The organism is Pseudomonas sp. PvP025 (assembly GCF_017832155.1).
GTDB lineage: Bacteria > Pseudomonadota > Gammaproteobacteria > Pseudomonadales > Pseudomonadaceae > Aquipseudomonas.
The window spans coordinates 4196007-4220571 of sequence record NZ_JAFIBJ010000001.1 but is presented as its reverse complement, the minus strand read 5'-3'; the positions used below and the strand labels follow the sequence as shown (position 1 = coordinate 4220571).

Sequence of the window (24565 nt, the reverse complement as noted above, 5' to 3'; positions counted from 1 at the left end):
CTATTTAAGAATGTTTATATAACTAAAAATTCAATTCGAACGAAGATGCAATTGTGGGGGAGGCTTGCTCCCGATGGCGGCGGATCAGTTGATCAATGTGCCAACTGGTAAACCGCAATCGGGAGCAAGCCCCCTCCCACAGTCGACTGGGTTTCAAGTTCGAATTGCGAGGGAGTTTGACCATTCAATGTCTGTGGCCGGCTTGGGCTTGCCAAACCAGTATCCCTGGCCCATATCGCACGCCTGCGCCAGCAGGAACCGCGCCTGCTCCACCCGCTCGATGCCTTCGGCGTGCACCTGCATGCCCATGCTTTTGGCCAGGGCGATCACCACGCGTACGATGGCAACGTCATCGTCATCCTCCGGCAACCCGGCGACGAAACCCTGGTCGATCTTGAGTTTGTGCACCGGCAGGCGCTTGAGGCGCAGCAGGGAGGAATATCCGGTGCCGAAGTCATCGATGGCCAGGCGCAGACCCAGTTCGCGCAGGCGGTGCAGCTGTTCCAGGGCCATGTCGGGGTCGTCCATTACCGCGCTCTCGGTGACCTCCAACTCCAGGAAAGCCGGGTTCAGGCCGGTGTCGTGCAGCACCCGCGCCACGTGGTCGTACAGCTCGCGCCGGGCGAACAGACGGCTGGAGACGTTGACCGCCATGAACCCCAGCAGCTTGCCCTCGGCCAGCCATCGGCACATCTGCCGACAGGCCTGGAGCATCACCCACCCGTCGATATCGGCAATCAGCCCGGTGCGCTCGGCGATGGGGATGAATTCGCCGGGCGGTACCAGGCCGCGCTCCGGGTGCTGCCAGCGCACCAGCGCTTCAACACCGATCAGGCGGCCGTCCTGCAGGTTGTGCACCGGCTGGTAGTAGACGCGCAGTTCGTCGCGGTCGAGGGCGCGCCGCAACTCGCCGGCGATTTCCACCCGGCTTTGCGCGTGTGCGGTGAGCTCTTCGGTGTACAGCGCGAAGCCTTCGCGACCCGCGCTCTTGGCCTTGAACAGCGCCGAATCGGCGTTGCGCAGCAGTTGTTCGGCGCTCAGGGCATCGCCGGGGAACAGGCTGATGCCAATGCTGGCGCTGATAAACAGCTGGTTGCCATCGAACACGAACGGATCCTTCATCGCCGCGAGCATGCGGTGCGCCAGGGCTGCCGCCTGGGTCACCTGTGGACAGTTTTCCGCCAGCACGGCGAACTCATCCCCGCCCAGACGCGCCAGGGTCACGCCGGGGCCGAACAGGCCCGCCAGGCGCTCGCCCACGTGCTTGAGCAACTGGTCACCGACGTTGTGGCCAAGGCTGTCGTTGATGATCTTGAAGTGGTCCAGGTCCAACAGCAGTAACGCACAGCCACGTTTGTGCACCTGCGCCGACGCCAGCGCCTGTTCGGCGCGGTCGCTGAACAGCAGGCGGTTTGGCAGGTCGGTCAGCGGGTCGTGATGGGCCAGGTGCGCCAGTTCTTGCTCGGAGTCCTTGATGGCACTGATATCGGAAAACACCGCGACGTAATGGCTGACATGGCCGTCGTCGTCATGGATGACCCGGATGGTTTGCCACTGTGGATAAATCTCGCCGCTTTTGCGCCGGTTCCAGATTTCGCCGCTCCATTCACCCTCTAGTTCGAGGGTCTCGAACATCTGCCGGTAAAAATTCGACGAATGGTGCCCGGACTTGAACAGGCTCGGTTGCCGCCCCAGCACCTCTTCGCGGCGGTAGCCGGTGATGGTGATAAAGGCGCGATTGACATGCACGATCTGGCCCGCGCTATCGGTGACCAACACGCCTTCGCGGGTGCAATCGAACACAGCGGCAGCCTGGCGCAGACGCTCGCGGTTTTCCTTCAAGGGGCGCAGCAGACGGTTGGTACGGGCAGCGCGGGCGCAGATCAGGCAGATCAGCAGCGCGCTCAGCGCCACCCATATAGAGCCGCTCACCGGAAAACCGTACTGCAATGCCGGTGGTTCATCGAGAAAGTTGATCAATAAAAGGGGGCTGAACAGCAGCCACGCGATGGAAAACAACAGGTAGACCAGCCCCGTCAACAGGGCACCTCGGTACGAAAACAGCATATGCCCAGTAATCCTTACCCAAAAACAGCATCGCCCTACAAAGGTTACGGATTATAGAATAAGAAACATCCAGTCACTCCTATCTGAAAGGGTGTCTGGTTTTCTGTGTAGGCTTAGTGATAATGCGTGAGCTGTTCTTTTCTTTATCTGAGGGCCATACAGCCTATGTGGTACAACGGTTTTCTCGATCTGTCAGCCTGGCAACTGGTGGCAGTCACCCTGTTGATGACCCACGTGACCATTGTCGGGGTCACGGTTTATCTGCATCGCTATTCAGCCCATCGCTCCCTGGAGCTCAATGCCGGCCTGAAACACTTCTTCCGTCTCTGGCTGTGGCTGACCACGGCGCAGAACACCCGCGAGTGGACCGCCATCCACCGCAAGCACCACGCCAAGTGCGAAACCGTCGATGACCCGCACAGCCCGGTGATCAAGGGCCTGTCCACCGTCATGCGCAAGGGCGCCGAGCTGTACCGCGCCGAAGCGGAAAACCCGGAAACCCTGCGCATCTACGGCAAGAACTGCCCGGACGACTGGATCGAACGCAAGCTCTACACGCCCTACCCGCTGCTGGGCGTGGCGATCATGGGCGTGATCGACCTGCTGCTGTTCGGCACCATCGGCATCACCATCTGGGCGATCCAGATGATGTGGATTCCGTTCTGGGCCGCCGGCGTCATCAACGGTCTGGGTCACGCCGTGGGCTATCGCAACTTCGAATGCCGCGATGCTGCCACCAACCTGGTGCCATGGGGCATCATCGTTGGCGGCGAAGAGCTGCATAACAACCATCACACCTACCCCAACTCCGCCAAGCTGTCGGTGAAGAAATGGGAGTTCGACATGGGCTGGGCCTGGATCAAGGTGTTCAGCTTCCTGCGTCTGGCCAAGGTGCAGCGGGTTGCGCCGATTGCCCATCGCGTCGAAGGCAAGGGCCATCTGGACATGGACACCGCCATGGCGATCCTCAACAACCGCTTCCAGATCATGGCCCAGTACCGCAAGCTGGTGATCGGCCCGCTGGTCAAGCAGGAGCTGGCCAGGGTCGACCATTCGGTGCGCCACCAATTCCATCGCGCCAAGCGCCTGCTGTCCCGTGAAACCAGCCTGCTGGACGATCGCCATCACCTGCGCATCCAGAGCCTGCTGGAACACAGCCAGGCCCTGAAAGTGATCTACGAGAAGCGTCTGGCGCTGCAACAGATCTGGCTCAAGACCAGCTCGAACGGTCATGACATGCTGGCGGCGATCAAGGAATGGGTGCACGAGGCCGAGGCCAGCGGTATCCAGTCGCTGCGCGATTTTGCCCACCAATTGAAAACCTACTCGCTGCGTCCCGCGACGGTCTGACGGTACCGTGGGAGGGTCCGCCCTCCCACTTATCCTGTTTCTGACGTCATTTTCCGGGCACCGACAATCCGTGCCGTTCATGGAACTTCGACGCATTTACCCTCTCTCAAAGAACACTTCGCCATCATGGTGGCCCCTTGTTGTGACCGCTGTTCCACCTTGCGGCGCGCCCAGAGAGAGTTGTGCCGATGGTTCACGAAAAGCCCCTTTCGCCTGACCTTCCAACCGCTGAACCGCCCCGCCCGGCGGCGGCTGCCACCCTGCTTGCGCTGATGCATGCCCAGGGTGAAGTCGAGCGTCTGAGTGAGCGCGAGAAGTTGCTGAGCTCACTGCTGGTGAGCGTGAATGCGGTGCTGTGGGCTGTCGACTGGGAAACACGTCGCGTGCTCTATGTGAGCCCGGCCTACGAGCGTGTTTTTGGAAGAGCGGCAAGCCTGCTGCTCGCCGACCACCGTGAATGGCGCAACAGCATTCACCCCGAAGACCTCGACTACGCCGAACAGAGTCTGGCCCGCGTGCTGACCACTGGCGCCGTGGAAGACCGTGAATACCGCATCATCACCGCCGACGGGCAAATTCGATGGCTCTGCGATAAGTGCTACATCAATCAGCAGGCCGACCCCGATAAACCGCTGATCGTGGTGGGCATCGCCGAGGACATCACCGAAAAGAAGCAGTTGGAGCTGGAGTTGCACCGCCTGGCCACTACCGACGTACTGACCCAGAGCAGCAACCGCCGGCACTTTTTCGAATGCGCCAACCAGGCCTTCGACGTCGCTTGTGCCCAGGGCGCGCCGCTGGCGTTCCTGTTGCTGGACATCGATGACTTCAAGGACATCAACGACACGTACGGCCACCTGGAGGGCGATCAGGTGCTGCGGCGTATCGCCGAAAGCGGCCGAGGGGTATTGCGCCGTGGCGACCTGTTCGGACGCATTGGCGGCGAAGAGTTCGCCGCCGTGCTGCCCGGTTGCGCACCGGAGATGGCGCTGCAGGTGGCGCAGCGCCTGGGCAGAGAGATCCAGGCGCTGAGCTTCAGTTATGACGGCCGCGCTTTCAACGTGACGGTCAGCCAGGGCCTGGCGAGCCTGCGCGCAAGCGACTCGACCCTCGACAGCTTGTTCGCCCGCGCCGACGCCGCCATGTACGAGGCCAAGCGCCTGGGCAAAAACCGCGTGATCGCCGACTGATGTGATGCCAGGCACAAACTAAATGTGGGAGGGGGCCTGCTCCCGATAGCGGTGTGTCAGCCCTCTATTTGTTGGCTGATAGACCGCTATCGGGAGCAAGCCCCCTCCCACAAGGGTTCATCTGTGTAATCAGATGCTTAGAGCTCGGAGAAACACTCTTCGATGATCGCCAGGCCCTTGTCCAGTTGCTCGTCCGGCGAGGTCAGCGGTACCAGCACGCGCAACACGTTGCCGTAGGTGCCGCAGGACAGCAGGATCAAGCCCTTGTCCCGCGCCTTGGCCACCACGGCGGCGACCGCTGCAGCGTTCGGCTTGTGGCTGTCGCCGTCTTCGAACAGTTCCAGCGCGATCATCGCGCCCAGGGCGCGCACTTCACCGATCACCGGGTACTTGGCCTGAATCGCCTTGAGGCCGGTCACCAAACGCTCACCCACCGCTTTGCAACGGTCCAGCAGGTGCTCTTCCTCGAACACGTCCATTACCGCCAGCGCAGCCGCGCAGGCAATCGGGCTGCCGGCGTAGGTGCCGCCCAAACCGCCCGGGGCGATGGCGTCCATGTATTCAGCCTTGCCGCACACACCGGCCAGCGGGAAACCGCCGGCGATGGACTTGGCGAAGGTGGTCAGGTCGGCGGCAACGCCCATCTGTTCCATGGCGAAGAAGGTGCCGGTACGGCCAGCGCCGGTTTGCACTTCGTCGGCGATCAGCAGGATGCCGTGCTTGTCGCACAGTTCGCGCAGGCGCTTCATGAAGGACTTGGGCGCGACGTAGAAACCGCCCTCGCCCTGCACCGGCTCGATGATGATGGCGGCGATATCACGCGGCTCGGCATCGTTCTTGAAGATGCGCTCGATGCTGGCGATGGCATCGTCGTCGCTCACACCGTGCAGTTCGTTCGGGAACAGCGCGCGGAACACGCCGCCGGGCATCAGGCCCATGCCGGCCGAGTACGGCACGACTTTGCCGGTGAGGCCCAGGGTCATCATGGTGCGGCCGTGGTAGGCGCCGGTGAAGGCGATCACGCCGGCACGGCCGGTGGCGGCGCGGGCGATCTTCACGGCGTTCTCAACGGCTTCGGAACCGGTGGTGACCAACAGGGTTTTCTTGGCGAAATCCCCCGGCACCTTGGCGTTGATTTTTTCACACAGCTCTACGTACGGCTCGTACGCCAATACCTGGAAGCAGGTGTGCGTCAGCTTGTTCAGTTGCTCGGTCACGGCGGCGATGATTTTCGGGTGCACGTGGCCAGTGTTCAGCACGGCGATACCGCCGGCGAAGTCGATGAACTCGCGACCTTCAACGTCGGTCACGGTGGCATTCTTCGCGGACTCGGCGAAGATCGGGTGAATCTGGCCAACACCGCGCGGTACAGCGGCTTCGCGGCGTTTCATCAGGGAAGCGTTGGTCTTGCTCATAAAGTCCTCATTCGCCACTCATCGGGTGGCGCTGTGCAAGGAAATACGTGGCGGGGAAGCCACTGCGGCAGCATGCGATGATCGACTGCCACAGCGTTCCCGGCCACTGCGAATAACGGTGTGAAACACGCAAAGGGTCAGCGCTCTCGTGCCCTTTGCGTTTACTGCAATGCCAAACCGGGGCTTAGATGCCCAGGCAGAGGTATTTGATTTCCAGGTAATCCTCGATCCCGTACTTGGAGCCTTCACGGCCCAGGCCCGACGCCTTGATGCCGCCGAACGGCGCCACTTCGTTGGAGATCAACCCGGTGTTGACGCCGACCATGCCGTATTCCAGCGCTTCAGCCACGCGGAACACACGGCCCAGGTCGCGGGCATAGAAGTAGGACGCCAGGCCGAACTCGGTGTCGTTGGACATCGCGATCACTTCGGCTTCGTCTTTGAAGCGGAACAGCGGCGCCAGCGGGCCGAAGGTTTCTTCCTTCGCCACGGCGGCATTCTTCGGCACATCGACCAAAATGGTTGGCTCGAAGAAGTTGCCTTCCATCGCCTTGCCACCGGCCAACAGCTTCGCGCCTTTGCTCAGGGCATCAGCGATGTGCTCCTTGACCTTGGCCACGGCTTTTTCGTCGATCAGCGGGCCGGTGGTGGTGCCGTCTTCCAGGCCGTTGCCGATCTTCAATTTGGCCACGGCCACTTTAAGTTTTTCGGCGAACGCGTCGTACACCGAATCCTGAATGTACAGGCGATTGGCACAGACACAGGTCTGCCCATTGTTGCGGTACTTGGAGATGATCGCGCCTTCGACGGCCTTATCCAGGTCAGCGTCATCGAACACGATAAACGGCGCGTTGCCGCCCAGCTCCAGGGACACTTTCTTGATGTCCTTGGCGCATTCGGCCATCAGCTGGCGACCGATTTCGGTGGAGCCGGTGAACGACAATTTACGCACGATCGGGTTGCTGGTCAGCTCACCGCCGATGTCGCCGGCGCTGCCGGTGACCACACTCAGCACACCGTTCGGGATACCGGCACGGTGCGCCAGCTCAACCAGAGCCAGGGCCGAGAACGGCGTTTGCGACGCCGGCTTGATCACCATGGTGCAACCGGCGGCCAGGGCCGGGCCGGCTTTACGGGTGATCATCGCGGCCGGGAAGTTCCACGGGGTAATGGCAGCGGTCACGCCGATAGGCTGCTTGATCACGATCAGGCGCTTGTCGGGCTGGTGGCCGGGAATCACATCGCCATAGATGCGCTTGGCCTCTTCGGCAAACCACTCGATAAAGGACGCGGCGTAGACGATCTCGCCCTTGGCCTCGGCCAGCGGCTTGCCCTGCTCCAGGGTCATCAGGCGAGCGAGGTCGTCCTGGTTTTCGATCAGCAGCTCGAACCAACGGCGCAGCTTGTTCGCACGCTCCTTGGCGGTAAGGGCGCGCCAGGCCGGCAGCGCCTTGTCGGCGGCCTCGATGGCACGGCGGGTTTCCGCGGCGCCCATCTTCGGCACGGTGCCGAGAATCTCGCCCGTGGCCGGGTTATTGACCTTGATGGTTTGACCGTTGTCCGCGTCGACCCAAGCCCCATCGATAAAGGCTTGCTGGCGGAACAACTGGGTATCTTTGAGCTGCATGTCGGCTTTCCTTAACAGCACCGCGCGCACGCGGAGCGAATTAGAGTTGTAGAAAGGCGCCTTGTGGGCTGCCGTCAGGGAAATCAGCCCCAGCGCGCAACGTGAGTGAAACGGCGCACGGGAGACAGAGCGTTTGAAATCTCAAACGAATCCTAGGAGCAATGGGGGTACAGGGCAATAGTCTGTTCGAAAAAAAGAACGAAAAGCGCCCGCGTGTCCGGTGAGTCTGATCAGCGTGTGAGAACAGCGTTCCACCCCATCGACCACCGGCCCCCGCTGCAGAGCCCTGGCGGGAGGGTTTCCTACGATCCAGCGGCCAAACCCAGCATGGACGCCCAAGGTCGACATGGGTATGATGGCGCCCGCACAAGCATCCGTAGCTCAGCTGGATAGAGTACTGCCCTCCGAAGGCAGGGGTCGTGGGTTCGAATCCCGCCGGGTGCACCAGATATAGAAGAAGCCTCAGGTCGAAAGGTCTGGGGCTTTTTTACGTCAACGCCCTCGCACCCCCTCCAACAACCCAGGCAAATCCTCCTGCGGAAACCGCTCATGCAACGCCAGCAGCTTCTCATCCGCCGCTCTGCTTTCCCCCGCCTCACGTAGCGCGACAATCTCCCGCAACCCCTCCTCCAGCGTAGGCGATGCCACCGGCGCGCGTTTGCTAAGTCGCTCGACTGCAGATTGCCCCACCATCGCCCCTGCACTCTCATCCCTGGGCGCCATCGCAATCCGGGCCATCGGTGCCTGCACAGAAAAGGTAGCGGTAGATATCTCGTTATGCGCCACCGGCTCACGCATCACCACCCCCACCATCAACGCCAGCCCGGCCACGGTGGCGAATGCCATTTGCCAGCGCGGTTGTTTACAGACGTTGCGCCAGCGTTGCCACACGCTCATCTGCGGCGTTGGGGCCTCACGTCGGGCGGTGTCGAGGAGGAAGGCGTCGAGGGCTGCAGGCGGTTCGCCCGGGCTGTGTTGGCGATAGTGCTGCAGCGTGTCATCGGGATCCGGTGTGGCGCGTTTGTCGGTCATGCGGTGATCTCCTCGGCCAGCAGGCGGCGCAGTTTCTGCTGGGCGTAGCGCAGGCGGCTTTTGACGGTTTCCAGCGGGGCGTTGGTGAGGGCGGCGATTTGCGGTACGTCGAGGTCGCCGTGCAGGCGCAGCAGGAAGACTTCGCGCTGGTCGTCGGGCAGGCCTTGCAGGGCGGCGTCGAGGCGGGCCTGGTCGCGGCTCAGGCTCAGTTGCTGCTCGGGGCCGGCGTCATGGTCGGGCTGGGCGTGCAGTTGTTCGTCGTAGCTGTCGTGCAGTGGGCTGTGGATGCCGTGCTTGCGCCAATGATCGATCAGGCGGTTGCGGGCAATCTGGAACAGCCAGGTGCGAAAACTCGCGCGGCCCTGTGGCTGGGTGGTGCTGCGGATCAGGCTCAGCCAGGTTTCCTGATAGATCTCTTCGGCCAGTTCGGCCTTGTTGCACAGGGCCACGAGAAATCGGTAGAGGCCCTGGCGGTGACGTGCGTAGAGCGCTTCGAACGCAGCGGCGTCACCGGTTCGATAGCGGACCAGCAGCGATTCGTCGCTGGGTGAGGCAGCCGGGGTGGGCATGTGAGGGGCGGGCTCCTGTTGGTCGCGGCGCGTCAGTCAGACAATTCAGTGAATGGCATACCGCTATCGGGCGCAAGCCCCCTCCCACACTGGATTGTGGAGGGCCGGGGTATTGGCTTAAACGAGTGTGTGAATGATTCACTCACTTGGGTGAGACGTAGCAATTCACCCGGTAGGTTCATTCGCCGGTCAATCTGGATAGATTCCACGGACTCGGCGGCACGGCCAGCAGCGACGGGGTCGAGGGTTGAATTTGAATATTGCATAAACACTTTGCCCTCTGCCCAACCGTCCAAAAAAGTCTTGTTCGGACACATATCCACCTTTGGAAACTCTTTCCCGGGCTGGCAGTTTTACCCCCCTGCACAGGGAGTCTGCGGCGTCGTTCAAGTAAGGAAAGGTGACAGCACCCAGCGGAAAATACCATCGTGAGAATAGACTTCAGGGCGCCCTTTTATGCCTATCAACCGTACGCTCAACCCGCTCTGAGACCGTTCAATCGGTGGCTTGGAACGCTCTTTCGGCCATTTCTGCAGCCGTCTATTCCGCACCGCTATGTGCGCAAGGCGCCACCACACTACGTCCAGTCAAATCACTTGCCGCATCCTCCAACCAGCAGTACTCGCAACGCCGACTACGACCAGACCCTGCGCCGGGACGATCCGCACGCGGCCAGGATCCACAAGCGCTCGCTCGACAAGCAGCAAGCCGTTGAGCAACTCACCCGGAAAACGGAAAAGTGGGATGACCGGGATCAGAACGGCAAGACTGAAATTGCCTATACCTTCAACACCCATGCGCAACGGTTCAACGAAGCTCAAAAACAGGACGCCCGGCGCTCCATGCAATCCTGGAGTGATGTCGCCAACCTGGAGTTCACTCAGAGCGATTGCCAGACAGAAGGTCGATTGAGCTTCGGCATTTCCAGACACGTCGGCACTGCAGTGGGCTTTTTCCCCGGGCACTTCTGGAACAGCGGCAATACGCTTTACAACCCACGCCGAGTGACACGCCACGATCTGACCCACGAAATTGGTCACACCTTAGGGCTGACTCATCCGGGCCATTACGACGGTTGGAGCGGGGCAAAGGCGCCTCACCACGTACAGGACTCCAGAGCTCATAGCGTTATGAGTTACTTCGACGCCGAACACTGCGGCAAACAGCTTGGAGAACTGCCGAAAGCACCAATGATGGACGACATCAGCGCCGTGCAAAAAAGGTACGGGGCCAATCATCACATTCGTCGGGAAGACAACACCTACGGCTTCAATTCCAATAGCGGCAGGGATTACTACTCCCTTCGAAATTACCGGGACAGCGCCGCGTTCTGCGTCTGGGACGGCGGGGGCAACGACACGCTGGATGTCTCGGGTTACGGAAACGACCAGGTCATCAACCTCAGGGCGGGTTCGTTCTCCGATGTGGGGGGCTTGCGAGGCAACGTTTCCATCGCGCGCGACTGCACCATTGAAAATGCCGTCGGCGGTTCCGGCCATGACACCTTGATCGGTAACGACGCTGCTAACCGGCTCACGGGCCGCAGCGGTGCGGACCGGCTGCGCGGCGGCCGAGGCGCCGACACGTTTGTCTATGAACGCGCCAGCGATTCCACGCCTGAGGCACCGGATGAAATCATGGACCTCGCTACCGGCGTCGACAAAATGGACCTGCGCAGCCTCGAGAACGAAGCCAATACACACCTCAAACTCGTCACTGCCTTCACCGGGCGCGCCGGCGAAACCATCGTCAGTTTCGACCCGGCTATCCATCGCTATTTCGTCGCCATCGACCTGACCGGCACAGGCAAGCCAGGGTTCCGGGTGAACAGCCTGCAATTGATCAAGCCCAAGGACATCCTGGTGAACTGAACAGCAAAAGCCTGCGCTGACCAGGCGGCCAGGCAGGGCTTTTAAAACACGTCAGTCGGTGCCGTATTTCGGATTACGCGGGCCATACAGAATGCCGGTGCGTTGCCCTGCCGACAGCAGGCGAGCGCTGGTAATCCCGGCAATCGGGTGCGCCGCATCGGTGGAGCTGTTGATCACCTGCTTGACCGCCGCCGTGATCAGCATGCCCACCAGGCCGCCGCCGTTGTTGTTGCCTTCCTCGCTGGACGCACGCGCCGCGCCGGTCCACAGCGTGGTGCCGGTACGCAGGTCGACCAGTTTGGCCGAAGCCGTCACGGAGGTGTCGCTGGAGATCAGCATGTACTTGGTGCCGTACTCGCTGACCGTGATGTACAGCGCTGCGTCGGCACCAAAGATGTCATGCAGTTTGGTGGGCGGCACGGCCTGGATATCGTTGGCGGTGGTCAGGCCGTTCTGGCGGAAGGTTTCGTCCACCAGCGCGATCGGCAACACGTAGTAGCCGGCTTCGGCCAACGGGTAGGTCACCTGCGACACAAGGCTGTAGGAGGCCTGCACTTCTGGCGACTCATTGATCGGCGGCAGCACTAGGATCGACTTGGGCCGCGCCTGTTTGTAGGCCGTGTAATCAATGGTCTTGGGCGCCGCGCAACCGCCGAGCAAAGCCAGGGCCAGCAAGGCGCCGGTGAGTTTCAAGAGGTTCATTTGAGGGCGACTCCGGCCTTGGCGTTTTTCAGCAGAAAGTCCATGTATGCGGCGGACTCGGGGAACAACGCCTTTTCGGTACGCAGCTCCTGCACCATCTGGTCATCCTTGCCCATGCTCATGTACAGCATGCCCAAATGCGCGTGGTAACCCGGCGGCGCCTTGCGGCCACTGGCGTTGATCTTCTGCAGATCGCGCTCGAGTGCCTCGACTTGCGCCTCCTTGGGCTCGCCCTTGAAGTACTCGTAAACCTGCGGCTGATAGCTTTCCCATTGATACAGGGGCTGGGGCGCCGTCTGGCACCCGGCGACCGCTGCGATTGCTGTCAGCATCAACGCCAACTTCACTGCCTTGCTCATCCGTGTACTGCTCCTTGTGGTGTGGCTGATCAGTTGCGCGGGTTCCAGGCGCCGGCGTTGATGCCGTCGACCAGACGATTGATCGCTTCGCGCATGGCCAGGTCCAGCACCTTGCCATTGAGGGTGGAGTCGTAGCTGGCGGTGCCGCCGAAGCCGATCACTTCACGGTTGGACAGCGCGTACTCACCGGCGCCCTGGGTGGAATACACCACTTCGGACGTGCTGATGTTGACGATATTCAGTGCAACTTTGGCGTAGGCCACCTGGGTTTTGCCACGGCCAAGAATGCCGAACAGTTGGCGGTCGCCGGTCTCTTTGCGACCGAACTCGGTTACATCGCCGGTCACTACGTAGTCAGCGCCCTTGAGCTTCTGCACGGCGCCTTTGATCGCGGCTTCCTGGGAGATTTCGCCCATGTTGTCGCGATCCAGCACGTTGAAGCGGTTGGTCTGCTGCAGGTGGGTAATGAGGATGGTCTTGGCCTGGCCACCGAGGCGGTCGACGCCATCGGAGAAGATGCCGCGCATGTAGCTGGAGCGGTTATCGAACTTGCCCACGGCAATCGGCACGCGCACGCCGGAATAGGCGATCTTGGCGCTGGCGACCTGCTCCACCGGCATCGCGCGGTTGCTCTCGGTGGCGCAACCGGCCACGGTCAACAGCGCTGCGGCGGTGAGGCCAGACAGCAGGATTTTGGAGAGTGTCTTCACGTGTTGCTCCTGAAATGGAAAATCGGCAGAGCTGAGGCCAGCGGCGATTCCGGGAGGAGTAACACGTGCGTCTGCATTCGTCCCTGAACCTGTAGTGCCGCAACGGCTGGCGCATTTTACGGAGTTAAGGGGGGTTCTCAAGTTGTTTCGCGCGGATATGTGAACCCTGCAGAACATGAAGATCCACTAGGCTTACTTGAGCTCCTTCACCAGATACTGGCCGGAGATCTGCGTGATCCCGGTCAGCGCCCGGCGCAAGGCCTCGGGGTCGGTGCGGTAGGTCAGCGGCGTGTAGCCATACACATTCTGGCCATTGAACGGTGTGATCGTCTCAAACGTGCGCCAGATCATCTGGTCGCCACGGTCCATCTGCGCAATCACCGAAATGGTCGGGTAGATCACGCTGCTGAAACCCTGGGTCAGGCGAAACCCCCACTCGGTCACCGTCAGCTGAATCTGCGCATCGGCGGGCTCATCGCCACCCACCACCTTGAGCGTTGACGTCTTGCCCAGCGCATCGACAAAGCCCTGCTTGAGCAATACACCCACGTCGATGTTTTCGGCGTCCATCACCGTCAATATCGCCGCCGGCGTCGACATTTCAGCCAACTGCCCAAGCTTCATGCCGGCGGCAAACCCCGCACCGCTCAACGCCGCGGTCCCCACCCTGGACGCCCCGCTCGCCATGCCCACACCGGCACCCAGCCCGGCCCCCAGCGCCGCGCCCCAGGCCTGTTCACGACCGAAATACACCATGTTCTTGCCCCACTTCACGGGCAGCACTTTCACCGTTTTGACCTGCGCGCGATTTTCCGGTGTGAGCGGATGGCTGACGCAGCCGCCGAGGATGAGGGTGGTGAGGAGAATGAGGAGAAGGTTTTTCACGGCAGTCCCTTGGTGTTTTGGGATAAGAAGATGAAAAGCGGCCGGGCTCAGGTCCCGGCTGCTTCAAGCGCGCTCAGATCACTTGCTTTCTTTTATGACGGTACCCAGGGATGCATCCTTGACCAGATAACGGCCTTCCAGATCGCTCAGCGACTTGAGGCCGTTGCGCGCCACGGCGAAGCCCATTTCGACTTCCTGCTTAAGGTAAACAACCTCACCCGCCTTCACGCTGATCTGCAAGTCAGCCCAGTTCTCGGCTTTGGAACTGATCACATGCTTGCCCGGCGTCACGAAGAAATAAATGTATTGATTACCCCGGTTGTAACCCATCTCCGAAGCAGCTTCCTTGTCATCCAGGAATACATTGAACCGTACCAACATCCCAACGTTGCTTGGACGCACCACATACACCAGGCCTTTGTCGGCGACGGCAGCCTTGGGCAACGAATAGTTCGCCACATCAGCCTGCATTTTCTCGACGGAAGGCGTCGAGGAACAGCCAAACAGCGTGACCAGAGACAACACAACAGCAGCTTTGCAGAACAGCCTGATCATGTACTTCTTCCTTGTGTGCAGCGGTAAAACGGAATGGGGAGCGCCAGCGATTACCGGCGTGGCGGGGTGATGCGTTTAGTCATCGCCAGTGTGTCGGCAATGAAGGCGAAGACATTAGTAACCGCTCGATAAACACACCCAGCCAACGGCGAATAGCGCGTTAAGTGGTGAGAGGTTCGCAGTCCACGGCGGCGAGAATTAGTCATCCTCGTGAGTACGTGTAGGCCGTCGATGAACTTTCGGAAGTAGACCGGCTTGGGTGGAAGTGGACTTTTCGATGTTGGAGTCGGGAACACAGCATCCGGGATTAAATGTAGGTTTTACTGCACTGGCATTGAAGTTCAGTCGGTTCGCCGCCGCGTCATACGTGAACTCTTCACTATCCACCAACCGGCCAGTATCACGACTGTGCAACTGGCCGTTAGCTTCGTACTCGTATTTGATCTCGCCGCGCAGTTTGTCGAGCGTGCGGATCAGTTCGCCAGCGGGGTCGTATTGGTAGCGGCGGTGAATCGGGTTGTAAGCGTGCTCGACCAGCAGGCTGGTGTTGACGCCGGGGTTGTGCACACCGGAGAGTTTTTCGGCGGGCAAGGTTGAAGCGAACTGCCACGTCTTACGCCCCATGGCGTCGTAGCCGAAGCAACTCGTGAGGGTGCCCTGGGTGCGATAGACCTCGCGGTGCAGGTCGTCGCGCTCCATGTCGCTGATCACTTGGCCGTCGAGGTTGAGTTGGTGCAGGTGGCCGCTGCCGTAATCGTATTCGTAAGCCAGTGCGCTTGAGGTGTGGTCTCTTGGAGCAAGCGGCTACTTACATAGTAGGGAAAAATCGAGATTTTCTTCGCGAGGACACGTTAACCGCCATAGGCCTCGTTACTTTTAAAGATTCCCCTGCTTCCTGCTTTTACGCCGAAATCATAGAGCCACTAGCCTAATCACAGTAAAACTTAGTTAAATCACCAATCACCACGCCACTTCTCCAGAAACTCGCTACTTCTGGAAAGCCCAACTAACTCACCTAACTGATAAAGAACATCCAATATGGACTCTCTCTCAACCGTCTCAATTTCCATTTCAAAACCGTTTAGCTTGATAACACAATTCCTAAACATGGGAAGCGCCCCTTTCCCAAAGCTTGACTCTGGCAAACTTTTCAAATCAAAAACCAGCTCAGAAATAACCGTACGAATCTGTATTAGAAGATTTTCATCTCCCTCCAGCAAGTCGAGTTTCTCATAAAGTTCGGAATCTGTAAAAAAAATTTAATCCCCTATAATGAATAATTAACGAGACGGCTGTGGAGGCTCGATCCCTGGGAAAAGGTACTTCTTAGATGGATCCCAGTTGACACCAGTGTCAAAATATATTTTAAGTCGATTGAGTATTTTTTCAGGACTACCAGCCATCCCACATAGATCGTACTCATAAATTAGGTCTAGATCTTTCTCAAGTGTCAAGCCTGCCTTTACTAAATCGGCATCAATATTAGAGTACTTATCCGAAAGATCAATTAAATCTGCCCCCCCCACTTCATCGAAGTTAGCCGACAACATACGTTTCTTGACGGGGCGATTATTTCGAATGACCGAATCATCAACAGCGCGATCCGAAAATATACTTTTAATGTTTTTGGGGGATACAAAAATACAAAATATTATTTTTGCGCTATTTAGATCTACTCCTTCCCAATTCTCATCACATCTAAACACATCGAAAAACTCAAGAAGATAATTCTCTCGCATCTGCGCCAAGGTAAACAGATCCTTTTCAACCTGAACGCTCAATACCAAATCTTTTTGCCACTTTAACGTTTTCAACATGCTACCCCTTTAACTCCAGCTGTTTTACTACCACTTGCCTTATAGTCGTCTGCAGCTGTTAGATATCTATTTCTATTGGGATTGTTTTTCCCTACAGGATTCTGCTTATTTGAAGTCTTATCCAAACCGCCTCGCTCTTCAAATGTTCGCTGCTCTAGCCCACGCGCAATGTCTTTACCTGCTTGCCCGTCACCGACAAAAATTGGTTCAGGGACTACATCAAAGTGTGCAGTATTCGAATATCTGTAGTCCAGTACATCTTGAGCTGAATGCCCTAACCCTGGCTTGCTAGCATATCCAACATATGGCTTACCATTTTTTATGCCCTGATACGTTATATGAGTGGCATTCGCAGGGTTACCTGCCCAACCTAACGGATCTAACCAGCTCAAGGGATTTAAAGCATATTGATAGAGGTTGGCACCACCGAGAACACTTATCGGATCCTGCGTTATAAACCGCCCCACCTGCGGATCGTAATACCGAAACGTATTGTAGTGCAGTCCCGTCTCATCATCGTAATACTGCCCCTGAAACCGCAGGTTCTGCTCAACCTCACTCACCGCCAGCGTTTCAATCTCGCCCCACGCCCTATACGTCGCCTGCCAAACGATCTGACCGTCCGGGTCCGTCATTTCCAGCGGCGTACCGATCTGGTCGGTGTGGAAGTAGTAAAGCTTTTGCGCTTCTCCTTCGCTTTGGTCGACTCTTGCTAACGGCGCGTAGCTGCCGGGTTCGTAGATGTAGAGGCTGCTTTGTTGTGGGCTTTCCTCACGCAACATGCGCAAGCCTTGCCAGAGGAAGTTTTTGTGCTGCGTTTTGCCGTTGATTTCAGAGGTTTTGCCGACACGCCGGCCCAGGCTGTCATAGCGATAGGTGCCAGTGCTTTCAAGCCTGCTGTTGACCATCGTTTCAGCGCCGACCAGGCGGTTTTCGCAGTCGTAGCTGAACGTTTGAAGTCGGGTAATCCCGCTGCGTTTTTCGATCAGGTTGCCCCACGCGTCGTAGCGGTATTCCTGATCGCGCCATTGCTTGATGCGGTTGTCTTTAACCTGGTCAAATTGGCTCGTATTGAAGTTAAGACGGTTGGCTGCCGCGTCATAGCGAAACTCTTCACTGTCCACCAACCGGCCAGTATCGCGGCTATGCAGTTGGCCGTTGGCTTCGTATTCGTACTTGATTTCGCCGCGCAACTTGTCGAGCGTGCGGACCAGTTCGCCGGCGGGGTCGTACTGGTAGCGGCGGTGAATCGGGTTGTAAGCGTGCTCGACCAGCAGGCCGGTGTTGACGCCGGGGTTGTGCACACCGGAGAGTTTTTCGGCGGGCAAGGTTGAAGCGAACTGCCACGTCTTGCGCCCCATGGCGTCGTAGCCGAAGCAACTCGTGAGGGTGCCCTGGGTGCGATAGACCTCGCGGTGCAGGTCGTCGCGTTCCATGTCGCTGATCACTTGGCCGTCGAGGTTGAGTTGGTGCAGGTGGCCGCTGCCGTAATAAAGGTGGTTGAGGTGTTGGCCAGTGGGAAGCGTCAGTGTGGTCAGGTTGCTCAGAGGATCGTATTCGTAGGCCAGTGCGCCTTGGGGTGTGGTTTCCTGGATCAGGCGGCCAAGGATGTCGTAGGCAAATTCAAGTTTTTCTGGTGAGACGCCGAGCTTTTTACCGGTACTGGTTGGAGACCGTGTAATCGACAGCAGCCGGTCGCCCTCGTCGTACTCATAGTCCTGACGCGCGTCGTCGTTCAGCTTGGCCAACAATCGTCCGATGGGGTCACGCTCAAACTCGGTGTGGCGTTGTGGCCGTTCGGCTCGTTCCCCATAGCCGATTTCGTCAACACGGGTCAGATGACCGCCAATGGAGTAGCTGAAACGGCGCGTCAGGTTGTCGATGCGTTTTTCTTCAATCAAGCGGTCCGAGGCGTCGTAGGCAAATTGGTACGCCGCGTTGTTTTCGTTGACCAGTGCGGTCAGGCGAATGGCTTTGTCGTACTCGTACCGAATGCGCTGGCCCTTGGCGTCCTGGCGGCTGCTAGGCAAGCCACGTGCGGTGCGCAGTAATCGGGTGGTCTGGCCTTTGCCATCGGTGTGCGTGAGGACCTGGCCGAGAGCGTTGTAGGTAAACGACTCGGCAGTGCCGTCTGGGTGGTCGATACGCAGCACTTCGCCGTCGGGCTTACGCTCAAGTTTTGTAGTCTGGTTCAAGGCGTCGGTGACGGCGACCAGGTACTGCCGTTCGTCATAACGGTAATAGGTGCTCTTGCCTGAGCAATCCTGAAAGCGCTCGACCTGCGCGAGGTTGTTCCACCACAGGTATTTCGATTTGCGCGTGGCATCAATGATGGTGTGCGGCAGGCCATCTTCGCCGTTGAGGTATTCGGTGGAGTTGCCCATGGCATCGATTTCAGCGATCAAGTTGCCCTTGGCGTCGTAGCGGGCTTTCCAGACGCTGCCATCAGGGTAGGTGACTTGCGTCACCAGTGTGGTGAGTACGAAATACTTGTAGTGGATCTTCCTGCCGAGCGGGTCGGTTTCTTCGACAAGGCGCGAATATTCATCGTACTTGAGCGCAATCGTCTGACCATCGGGCAAGGTGACACCGGTCATATTGCCGGTGTCGTCAATGTCGATGGCGTAACGTTCGCCACCGTAGTCACGGCTGGCAATTACCCGGTGATCGGCGTTGTAGTGGATTTCCAGCTCGCGGCCCAACACGTCAGTGGCCCACGAAGTCCGTTGTTTGAAATCGTAACGGAAGTGAAAGTGCTCGCCGTCGCTGGTCCAGTGTTCGACCACGCGTGGTTTGCCATCAAGGGTTTCCCAGCGATAGTTGCAGCTCAGGCCCAAGGCGTTGGTGTGGCTGGCCATGACGCCGTCAATGTAGCTGAACCGCCGCACCGAATCGCCATTACGGTTGATCACTTCGGCGAGTTGGCCATTGTCGTCGTAGCGATATTGCACGAGGGTTTCAACCGCTTCGTTATCGACCACACGTTTGACGTCGGTCAGGCGCCCCAGGGGGTTGTCGTAGTGAAGGTGAACGCGCACACCGCCCGTGGCGCTGATGTCTGTAAGCGTACCGTCGACGGTGCGAGTGAAGTGCAGGAAATGACCGAGTGCATTTTCGATACGCTGCAGCGGTACGACTGCGTTGCTGTTGGGCACTTCGCCGAAGTAGAAGAAGATATTGTCGAGCGTCTGCAGCAGGTAATGGCCACCCTCAGTACAAACCAGATAGACCTGCTCATGCGGGTTATAGATGCGTTCGCCTGGCTGGACATTAACAAAAGGGACGCTGCGCCCCTGGTTATCAGTCAGGTAAACAAATTCTCCGCTGCGACGCAGGCTTTGCTCCCACGGCAACACCCAGCCCTTACCCAGAATGCTATCGACGCTCAGATCGCTGGCGTAAAAACGTGACCACTCAATGGGCATCAGCCCCGGCAGGCTGAAGTCGACTTCGTCAGGAATGATCTTGCGCCCGGTGGTGAGGTCGACCGGGTTGCCGGTCAGGCCGCCAACCGCGCGCGCCCAATAACTCTACTCTTCAAGGAGTATTGAAATTTTAATTATTAAAGAGCAAATTTTAATTGCCTAAGCCAGTATTTACAAGGGCTTTTAGTTAACGAATTACCCACTCAGGTCACTTGCGAGTCTGTAGTGAGTGCGATAGACCTAGCGGTGCATGTCATTGTTCTAAAACTCAAACAAGATGCTGCCGTGCGAGTAGCTTTACAGCTTCTATATTTGTGTAATTATTTCGGATAGCTACTGGAACCTGCTCGACTAACGATAAAGCCACTTCAATCTCCGCCAATATAATCTGTCCCTCATCATAACTTTCATCTGCCTCATAATTTAGCAAATCAATATTCTGGAGGAACATATTCACGCATCGGTCAAGATCCGAATAATCCAAATGCATTACAAACAACAGAAAGTAATTTAGTGAGATCATTAAGTTTTGTGCAAAACTCCCCTCCTGCTCAGAAAACTCGTCTGTATCGGGTATATTAGCTTCAACCTCTTCCTGAGTACGTTTTATAAGACCTGAAGCATTATCGACAGCAGCGCCAAGCGCACTTATAAAGAGCTCAGATAACTTTTCAGAGTAAACTTGATCGAACGCCTTAATGAGTCGAAACTGCCTATAAAGATAAGCGGCGATAACTAATATTTTTTGCTGACTATTTAAATTTTCAAATTTTGAAAAAACTTTCTCGCTTTTAAAAATCAAATCATATTGCATGTTGCTCCTCCAAGACGCTTTCGACTTTTCTTACCTGTAGAATGCGTTTCTGTTTTTACGCCGTGCTCTTTCATCAAGTGCTCACAGTCGAGACATACACCACGTGATGCGTCAATGTTAGTGGCACCTTTGCCTGCTTTTATGATGGTTTCCTCTGCATGTCCTTGCCCATTAACTATAGAGATACCTTTTCCCTGGGCCCACTCCCTTTGAACTTTCGGTACTGTTTTATCACTAGAAGCGATAAATAACTTTCCATCCTCGCTCATTCCCAGCGCAGTTGTTTTGAATTTCTGGGCAGTCGGGTCAAGGAGGCCATGAGCTTCAGTAACAAGGCCAAGTAGTTCTGAGAGCCCCCAAGGGTCTATCCAACGCATTGGGTTATTGCCGTACTGATAAAGATTATCCCCACCCAACAACCCAATCGGGTCCTGTGTTATAAACCGCCCCACCTGCGGATCGTAATACCGAAACGTGTTGTAGTGCAGCCCCGTCTCATCATCAAAATACTGCCCCTGAAACCGCAGGTTCTGCTCAACCTCACTCACCGCCAGCGTTTCAATCTCGCCCCACGCCCTATACGTCGCCTGCCAAACGATCTGACCGTCCGGGTCCGTCATTTCCAGCGGCGTACCGATCTGGTCGGTGTGGAAGTAGTAAAGCTTTTGCGCTTCTCCTTCGCTTTGGTCGACTCTTGCTAACGGCGCGTAGCTGCCGGGTTCGTAGATGTAGAGGCTGCTTTGTTGTGGGCTTTCCTCACGCAACATGCGCAAGCCTTGCCAGAGGAAGTTTTTGTGCTGCGTTTTGCCGTTGATTTCAGAGGTTTTTCCGACACGCCGGCCCAGGCTGTCATAACGATACGTGCCGGTGCTTTCAAGCCTGCTGTTGACCATCGTTTCAGCCCCGACCAGGCGGTTTTCGCAGTCGTAGCTGAACGTTTGAAGTCGGGTAATCCCGCTGCGTTTTTCGATCAGGTTGCCCCACGCGTCGTAGGCATATTCCTGATCGCGCCACTTCTTGATCCGGTTGTCTTTGACCTGGTCAAATTGGCTCGTATTGAAGTTAAGACGGTTGGCTGCCGCGTCATAGCGAAACTCTTCACTGTCCACCAACCGGCCAGTATCGCGGCTATGCAGTTGGCCGTTGGCTTCGTACTCGTATTTAATCTCGCCGCGCAACTTGTCGAGCGTGCGGACCAGTTCGCCGGCGGGGTCGTACTGGTAGCGGCGGTGAATCGGGTTGTAAGCGTGCTCGACCAGCAGGCTGGTGTTGACGCCGGGGTTGTGAACACCGGAGAGTTTTTCGGCGGGCAAGGTTGAAGCGAACTGCCACGTCTTGCGCCCCATGGCGTCGTAGCCGAAGCAACTCGTGAGGGTGCCCTGGGTGCGATAGACCTCGCGGTGCAGGTCGTCGCGTTCCATGTCGCTGATCACTTGGCCGTCGAGGTTGAGTTGGTGCAGGTGGCCGCTGCCGTAATAAAGGTGGTTGAGGTGTTGGCCAGTGGGAAGCGTCAGTGTGGTCAGGTTGCTCAGAGGATCGTATTCGTAGGCCAGTGCGCCTTGGGGTGTGGTTTCCTGGATCAGGCGGCCAAGGATGTCGTAGGCAAATTCAAGTTTTTCTGGTGAGACGCCGAGCTTTTTACCGGTACTGGTTGGAGACCGTGTAATCGACAGCAGCCGGTCGCCCTCGTCGTACTCATAGTCCTGACGCGCGTCGTCGTTCAGCTTGGCCAACAATCGTCCGATGGGGTCACGCTCAAACTCGGTGTGGCGTTGTGGCCGTTCGGCTCGTTCCCCATAGCCGATTTCGTCAACACGGGTCAGATGACCGCCAATGGAGTAGCTGAAACGGCGCGTCAGGTTGTCGATGCGTTTTTCTTCAATCAAGCGGTCCGAGGCGTCGTAGGCAAATTGGTACGCCGCGTTGTTTTCGTTGACCAGTGCGGTCAGGCGAATGGCTTTGTCGTACTCGTACCGAATGCGCTGGCCCTTGGCGTCCTGGCGGCTGCTAGGCAAGCCACGTGCGGTGCGCAGTAATCGGGTGGTCTGGCCTTTGCCATCGGTGTGCGTGAGGACCTGGCCGAGAGCGTTGTAGGTAAACGACTCGGCAGTGCCGTCTGGGTGGTCGATACGCAGCACTTCGCCGTCGGGCTTACGCTCAAGTTTTGTAGTCTGGTTCAAGGCGTCGGTGACGGCGACCAGGTACTGCCGTTCGTCATAACGGTAATAGGTGCTCTTGCCTGAGCAATCCTGAAAGCGCTCGACCTGCGCGAGGTTGTTCCACCACAGGTATTTCGATTTGCGCGTGGCATCAATGATGGTGTGCGGCAGGCCATCTTCGCCGTTGAGGTATTCGGTGGAGTTGCCCATGGCATCGATTTCAGCGATCAAGTTGCCCTTGGCGTCGTAGCGGGCTTTCCAGACGCTGCCATCAGGGTAGGTGACTTGCGTCACCAGTGTGGTGAGTACGAAATACTTGTAGTGGATCTTCCTGCCGAGCGGGTCGGTTTCTTCGACAAGGCGCGAATATTCATCGTACTTGAGCGCAATCGTCTGACCATCGGGCAAGGTGACACCGGTCATATTGCCGGTGTCGTCAATGTCGATGGCGTAACGTTCGCCACCGTAGTCACGGCTGGCAATTACCCGGTGATCGGCGTTGTAGTGGATTTCCAGCTCGCGGCCCAACACGTCAGTGGCCCACGAAGTCCGTTGTTTGAAATCGTAACGGAAGTGAAAGTGCTCGCCGTCGCTGGTCCAGTGTTCGACCACGCGTGGTTTGCCATCAAGGGTTTCCCAGCGATAGTTGCAGCTCAGGCCCAAGGCGTTGGTGTGGCTGGCCATGACGCCGTCAATGTAGCTGAACCGCCGCACCGAATCGCCATTACGGTTGATCACTTCGGCGAGTTGGCCATTGTCGTCGTAGCGATATTGCACGAGGGTTTCAACCGCTTCGTTATCGACCACACGTTTGACGTCGGTCAGGCGCCCCAGGGGGTTGTCGTAGTGAAGGTGAACGCGCACACCGCCCGTGGCGCTGATGTCTGTAAGCGTACCGTCGACGGTGCGAGTGAAGTGCAGGAAATGACCGAGTGCATTTTCGATACGCTGCAGCGGTACGACTGCGTTGCTGTTGGGCACTTCGCCGAAGTAGAAGAAGATATTGTCGAGCGTCTGCAGCAGGTAATGGCCACCCTCAGTACAAACCAGATAGACCTGCTCATGCGGGTTATAGATGCGTTCGCCTGGCTGGACATTAACAAAAGGGACGCTGCGCCCCTGGTTATCAGTCAGGTAAACAAATTCTCCGCTGCGACGCAGGCTTTGCTCCCACGGCAACACCCAGCCCTTACCCAGAATGCTATCGACGCTCAGGTCGCTGGCGTAAAAACGTGACCACTCAATGGGCATCAGCCCCGGCAGGCTGAAGTCGACTTCGTCAGGAATGATCTTGCGCCCCGTGGTGAGGTCGACCGGGTTGCCGGCCAGACCACCAATCGCGCGTTCGATGGCAGGCCCAATGATCACGCGGCTGGCCACTTCACCGGCCACGAAACCTGCGGTGAATTTCATCACGCACGGCATGATGGCCTTCATCCCGGCCTGGCTCCCGGCTTTGATCAGTTGAGCGATACCGCCCGCCGCACCGGCGATGGCCATAAGCACATCCACCGTGGTGCGCAGCCAGCCGGGAATTTCATCGTCGACCGGCAGGTAACGGTGGGTGCCGCCACCAATAAATACGTTATTCGATCCGCTGGAAATGGTCGCGCCGCAGGTCATCTTGTCGTCTTTGCGGGCCGCTGCCGTGCTGTTGATAAACACATTGGTCGAGCCCTCCGCAACCTGCACCGGGCCGGGGTGCTTGTCGCAGGCGCCGAAGCTGGCTTCAACATGAGCGGCCTTGCGACTGTTGATAAACACGTTGTCCGAGGCGGTAATAATGGTTCCCGAGGGCGAAGAAAACATCTTCCCTATCGCCTCCCCTGCGGCGGTCAGCAGGCTACCTCCTACCCCGGCAGCCAACCCGGCCAGAAGTGCCACACCAAACCCACAGGTGAACGTGGCGATAGCAACCGTGGCAACCAGCGCGATACCGAGAGCGGCGCCGATCAGGAATCCGCCCAGCGCACTGGTATGCGACAGCTCATCACCAAACCTGGCCGCTTCGAACATAC

Annotated in this window: 17 protein-coding genes, 1 tRNA gene and 2 pseudogenes; 4 read left to right on the top strand and 16 right to left on the bottom strand. The window is 57.9% G+C overall.

Features of this window, described 5'->3' with window-relative positions:
* Nucleotides 1-153: 153 nt before the first annotated feature.
* A complete protein-coding gene (gene dibA / locus JOE32_RS18365) occupies nucleotides 154-2067 on the bottom strand; it encodes a phosphodiesterase DibA (RefSeq protein ID WP_209987167.1) in 1914 nt (637 codons plus the stop codon).
* Nucleotides 2068-2232: 165 nt separating this feature from the next.
* Here dibA and desA point away from each other — a divergent pair, with 165 nt between their 5' ends.
* Nucleotides 2233-3417 (top strand): delta-9 fatty acid desaturase DesA, encoded by a 1185-nt coding sequence (desA, locus tag JOE32_RS18360; protein ID WP_209987164.1) that lies wholly within the window; start codon nucleotides 2233-2235, stop codon nucleotides 3415-3417.
* A 188-nt stretch (nucleotides 3418-3605) separates the two neighbouring features.
* Entirely contained in the window at nucleotides 3606-4607 is a 1002-nt protein-coding gene (locus tag JOE32_RS18355; protein ID WP_209987161.1) for a sensor domain-containing diguanylate cyclase, read from the top strand.
* 137 nt (nucleotides 4608-4744) lie between these two features.
* On the opposite strand, the gene gabT is transcribed toward JOE32_RS18355, so the two are convergent.
* Both gabT and gabD read right to left on the bottom strand, forming a co-directional pair.
* Entirely contained in the window at nucleotides 4745-6022 is a 1278-nt protein-coding gene (gene gabT, locus JOE32_RS18350; RefSeq protein WP_209987158.1) for a 4-aminobutyrate--2-oxoglutarate transaminase, read from the bottom strand.
* 184 nt (nucleotides 6023-6206) lie between these two features.
* Complete coding sequence (gabD, locus tag JOE32_RS18345) at nucleotides 6207-7649, bottom strand: NADP-dependent succinate-semialdehyde dehydrogenase (protein ID WP_057009892.1); 1443 nt, start codon at nucleotides 7647-7649, stop codon at nucleotides 6207-6209.
* Nucleotides 7650-8019: 370 nt separating this feature from the next.
* Between gabD and JOE32_RS18340 the strand changes: the two genes are divergently transcribed.
* Nucleotides 8020-8096: transfer RNA gene (locus JOE32_RS18340), tRNA-Arg, on the top strand.
* A 45-nt stretch (nucleotides 8097-8141) separates the two neighbouring features.
* Here JOE32_RS18340 and JOE32_RS18335 read toward each other — a convergent pair.
* Together JOE32_RS18335 and JOE32_RS18330 are read right to left on the bottom strand one after the other, a co-directional pair.
* Entirely contained in the window at nucleotides 8142-8681 is a 540-nt protein-coding gene (locus tag JOE32_RS18335; RefSeq protein WP_209987155.1) for a hypothetical protein, read from the bottom strand.
* Nucleotides 8678-9250 (bottom strand): RNA polymerase sigma factor, encoded by a 573-nt coding sequence (locus JOE32_RS18330; protein ID WP_209987152.1) that lies wholly within the window; start codon nucleotides 9248-9250, stop codon nucleotides 8678-8680. Before JOE32_RS18330 ends, JOE32_RS18335 begins: the two co-directional genes overlap by 4 nt.
* Nucleotides 9251-9846: 596 nt before the next feature.
* Between JOE32_RS18330 and JOE32_RS18325 the strand changes: the two genes are divergently transcribed.
* Entirely contained in the window at nucleotides 9847-11121 is a 1275-nt protein-coding gene (locus tag JOE32_RS18325; RefSeq protein ID WP_245229064.1) for a M10 family metallopeptidase C-terminal domain-containing protein, read from the top strand.
* 51 nt (nucleotides 11122-11172) lie between these two features.
* Here JOE32_RS18325 and JOE32_RS18320 read toward each other — a convergent pair whose 3' ends face one another.
* The 11 genes and pseudogenes from JOE32_RS18320 to JOE32_RS18270 all read right to left on the bottom strand — a co-directional run bounded on the left by JOE32_RS18320 (nucleotide 11173) and on the right by JOE32_RS18270 (nucleotide 24563).
* Entirely contained in the window at nucleotides 11173-11823 is a 651-nt protein-coding gene (locus JOE32_RS18320) for a DUF799 domain-containing protein (protein ID WP_003238713.1), read from the bottom strand.
* A complete protein-coding gene (locus JOE32_RS18315; RefSeq protein ID WP_003238711.1) occupies nucleotides 11820-12182 on the bottom strand; it encodes a DUF4810 domain-containing protein in 363 nt (120 codons plus the stop codon). Before JOE32_RS18315 ends, JOE32_RS18320 begins: the two co-directional genes overlap by 4 nt.
* Before the next feature lie 29 nt (nucleotides 12183-12211).
* Nucleotides 12212-12892, bottom strand: a complete 681-nt coding sequence (locus tag JOE32_RS18310) for a CsgG/HfaB family protein (protein ID WP_209987149.1) — start codon at nucleotides 12890-12892, stop codon at nucleotides 12212-12214.
* Between the two features lie 192 nt (nucleotides 12893-13084).
* Nucleotides 13085-13777 (bottom strand): hypothetical protein, encoded by a 693-nt coding sequence (locus JOE32_RS18305; protein ID WP_209987147.1) that lies wholly within the window; start codon nucleotides 13775-13777, stop codon nucleotides 13085-13087.
* Nucleotides 13778-13855: 78 nt separating this feature from the next.
* A complete protein-coding gene (locus tag JOE32_RS18300; RefSeq protein ID WP_209990605.1) occupies nucleotides 13856-14248 on the bottom strand; it encodes a DUF2846 domain-containing protein in 393 nt (130 codons plus the stop codon).
* A 414-nt stretch (nucleotides 14249-14662) separates the two neighbouring features.
* Nucleotides 14663-15171: pseudogene (locus tag JOE32_RS18295) on the bottom strand (type IV secretion protein Rhs); the annotation flags it as partial.
* 114 nt (nucleotides 15172-15285) lie between these two features.
* On the bottom strand, nucleotides 15286-15552 hold the full coding sequence (locus tag JOE32_RS18290; protein ID WP_209987144.1) for a hypothetical protein: 267 nt from the start codon (nucleotides 15550-15552) through the stop codon (nucleotides 15286-15288).
* Between the two features lie 60 nt (nucleotides 15553-15612).
* Nucleotides 15613-16149, bottom strand: coding sequence for a hypothetical protein (locus JOE32_RS18285; RefSeq protein ID WP_209987141.1), 537 nt, complete (start codon nucleotides 16147-16149; stop codon nucleotides 15613-15615).
* Nucleotides 16150-16511: 362 nt separating this feature from the next.
* Nucleotides 16512-19667 (bottom strand): annotated as a pseudogene (locus JOE32_RS18280) (RHS repeat-associated core domain-containing protein); the annotation flags it as partial.
* A gap of 175 nt (nucleotides 19668-19842) precedes the next feature.
* Nucleotides 19843-20388, bottom strand: coding sequence for a hypothetical protein (locus JOE32_RS18275; protein ID WP_209987137.1), 546 nt, complete (start codon nucleotides 20386-20388; stop codon nucleotides 19843-19845).
* On the bottom strand, nucleotides 20373-24563 hold the full coding sequence (locus tag JOE32_RS18270; protein ID WP_209987133.1) for an RHS repeat-associated core domain-containing protein: 4191 nt from the start codon (nucleotides 24561-24563) through the stop codon (nucleotides 20373-20375). Before JOE32_RS18270 ends, JOE32_RS18275 begins: the two co-directional genes overlap by 16 nt.
* Nucleotides 24564-24565 lie beyond the last annotated feature (2 nt).

Excerpts from the sequence above, each read along its gene's own strand:
- dibA (WP_209987167.1), bottom strand. The coding sequence starts at position 2,067 with ATGCTGTTTTCGTACCGAGGTGCCCTGTTGACGGGGCTGGTCTACCTG.
- desA (WP_209987164.1), top strand. The coding sequence starts at position 2,233 with ATGTGGTACAACGGTTTTCTCGATCTGTCAGCCTGGCAACTGGTGGCA.
- JOE32_RS18355 (WP_209987161.1), top strand. The coding sequence starts at position 3,606 with ATGGTTCACGAAAAGCCCCTTTCGCCTGACCTTCCAACCGCTGAACCG.
- gabT (WP_209987158.1), bottom strand. The coding sequence starts at position 6,022 with ATGAGCAAGACCAACGCTTCCCTGATGAAACGCCGCGAAGCCGCTGTA.
- gabD (WP_057009892.1), bottom strand. The coding sequence starts at position 7,649 with ATGCAGCTCAAAGATACCCAGTTGTTCCGCCAGCAAGCCTTTATCGAT.
- JOE32_RS18335 (WP_209987155.1), bottom strand. The coding sequence starts at position 8,681 with ATGACCGACAAACGCGCCACACCGGATCCCGATGACACGCTGCAGCAC.
- JOE32_RS18330 (WP_209987152.1), bottom strand. The coding sequence starts at position 9,250 with ATGCCCACCCCGGCTGCCTCACCCAGCGACGAATCGCTGCTGGTCCGC.
- JOE32_RS18320 (WP_003238713.1), bottom strand. The coding sequence starts at position 11,823 with ATGAACCTCTTGAAACTCACCGGCGCCTTGCTGGCCCTGGCTTTGCTC.
- JOE32_RS18315 (WP_003238711.1), bottom strand. The coding sequence starts at position 12,182 with ATGAGCAAGGCAGTGAAGTTGGCGTTGATGCTGACAGCAATCGCAGCG.
- JOE32_RS18300 (WP_209990605.1), bottom strand. The coding sequence starts at position 14,248 with ATGCAGGCTGATGTGGCGAACTATTCGTTGCCCAAGGCTGCCGTCGCC.
- JOE32_RS18285 (WP_209987141.1), bottom strand. The coding sequence starts at position 16,149 with ATGTTGAAAACGTTAAAGTGGCAAAAAGATTTGGTATTGAGCGTTCAG.
- JOE32_RS18275 (WP_209987137.1), bottom strand. The coding sequence starts at position 20,388 with ATGCAATATGATTTGATTTTTAAAAGCGAGAAAGTTTTTTCAAAATTT.
- JOE32_RS18270 (WP_209987133.1), bottom strand. The coding sequence starts at position 24,563 with ATGTTCGAAGCGGCCAGGTTTGGTGATGAGCTGTCGCATACCAGTGCG.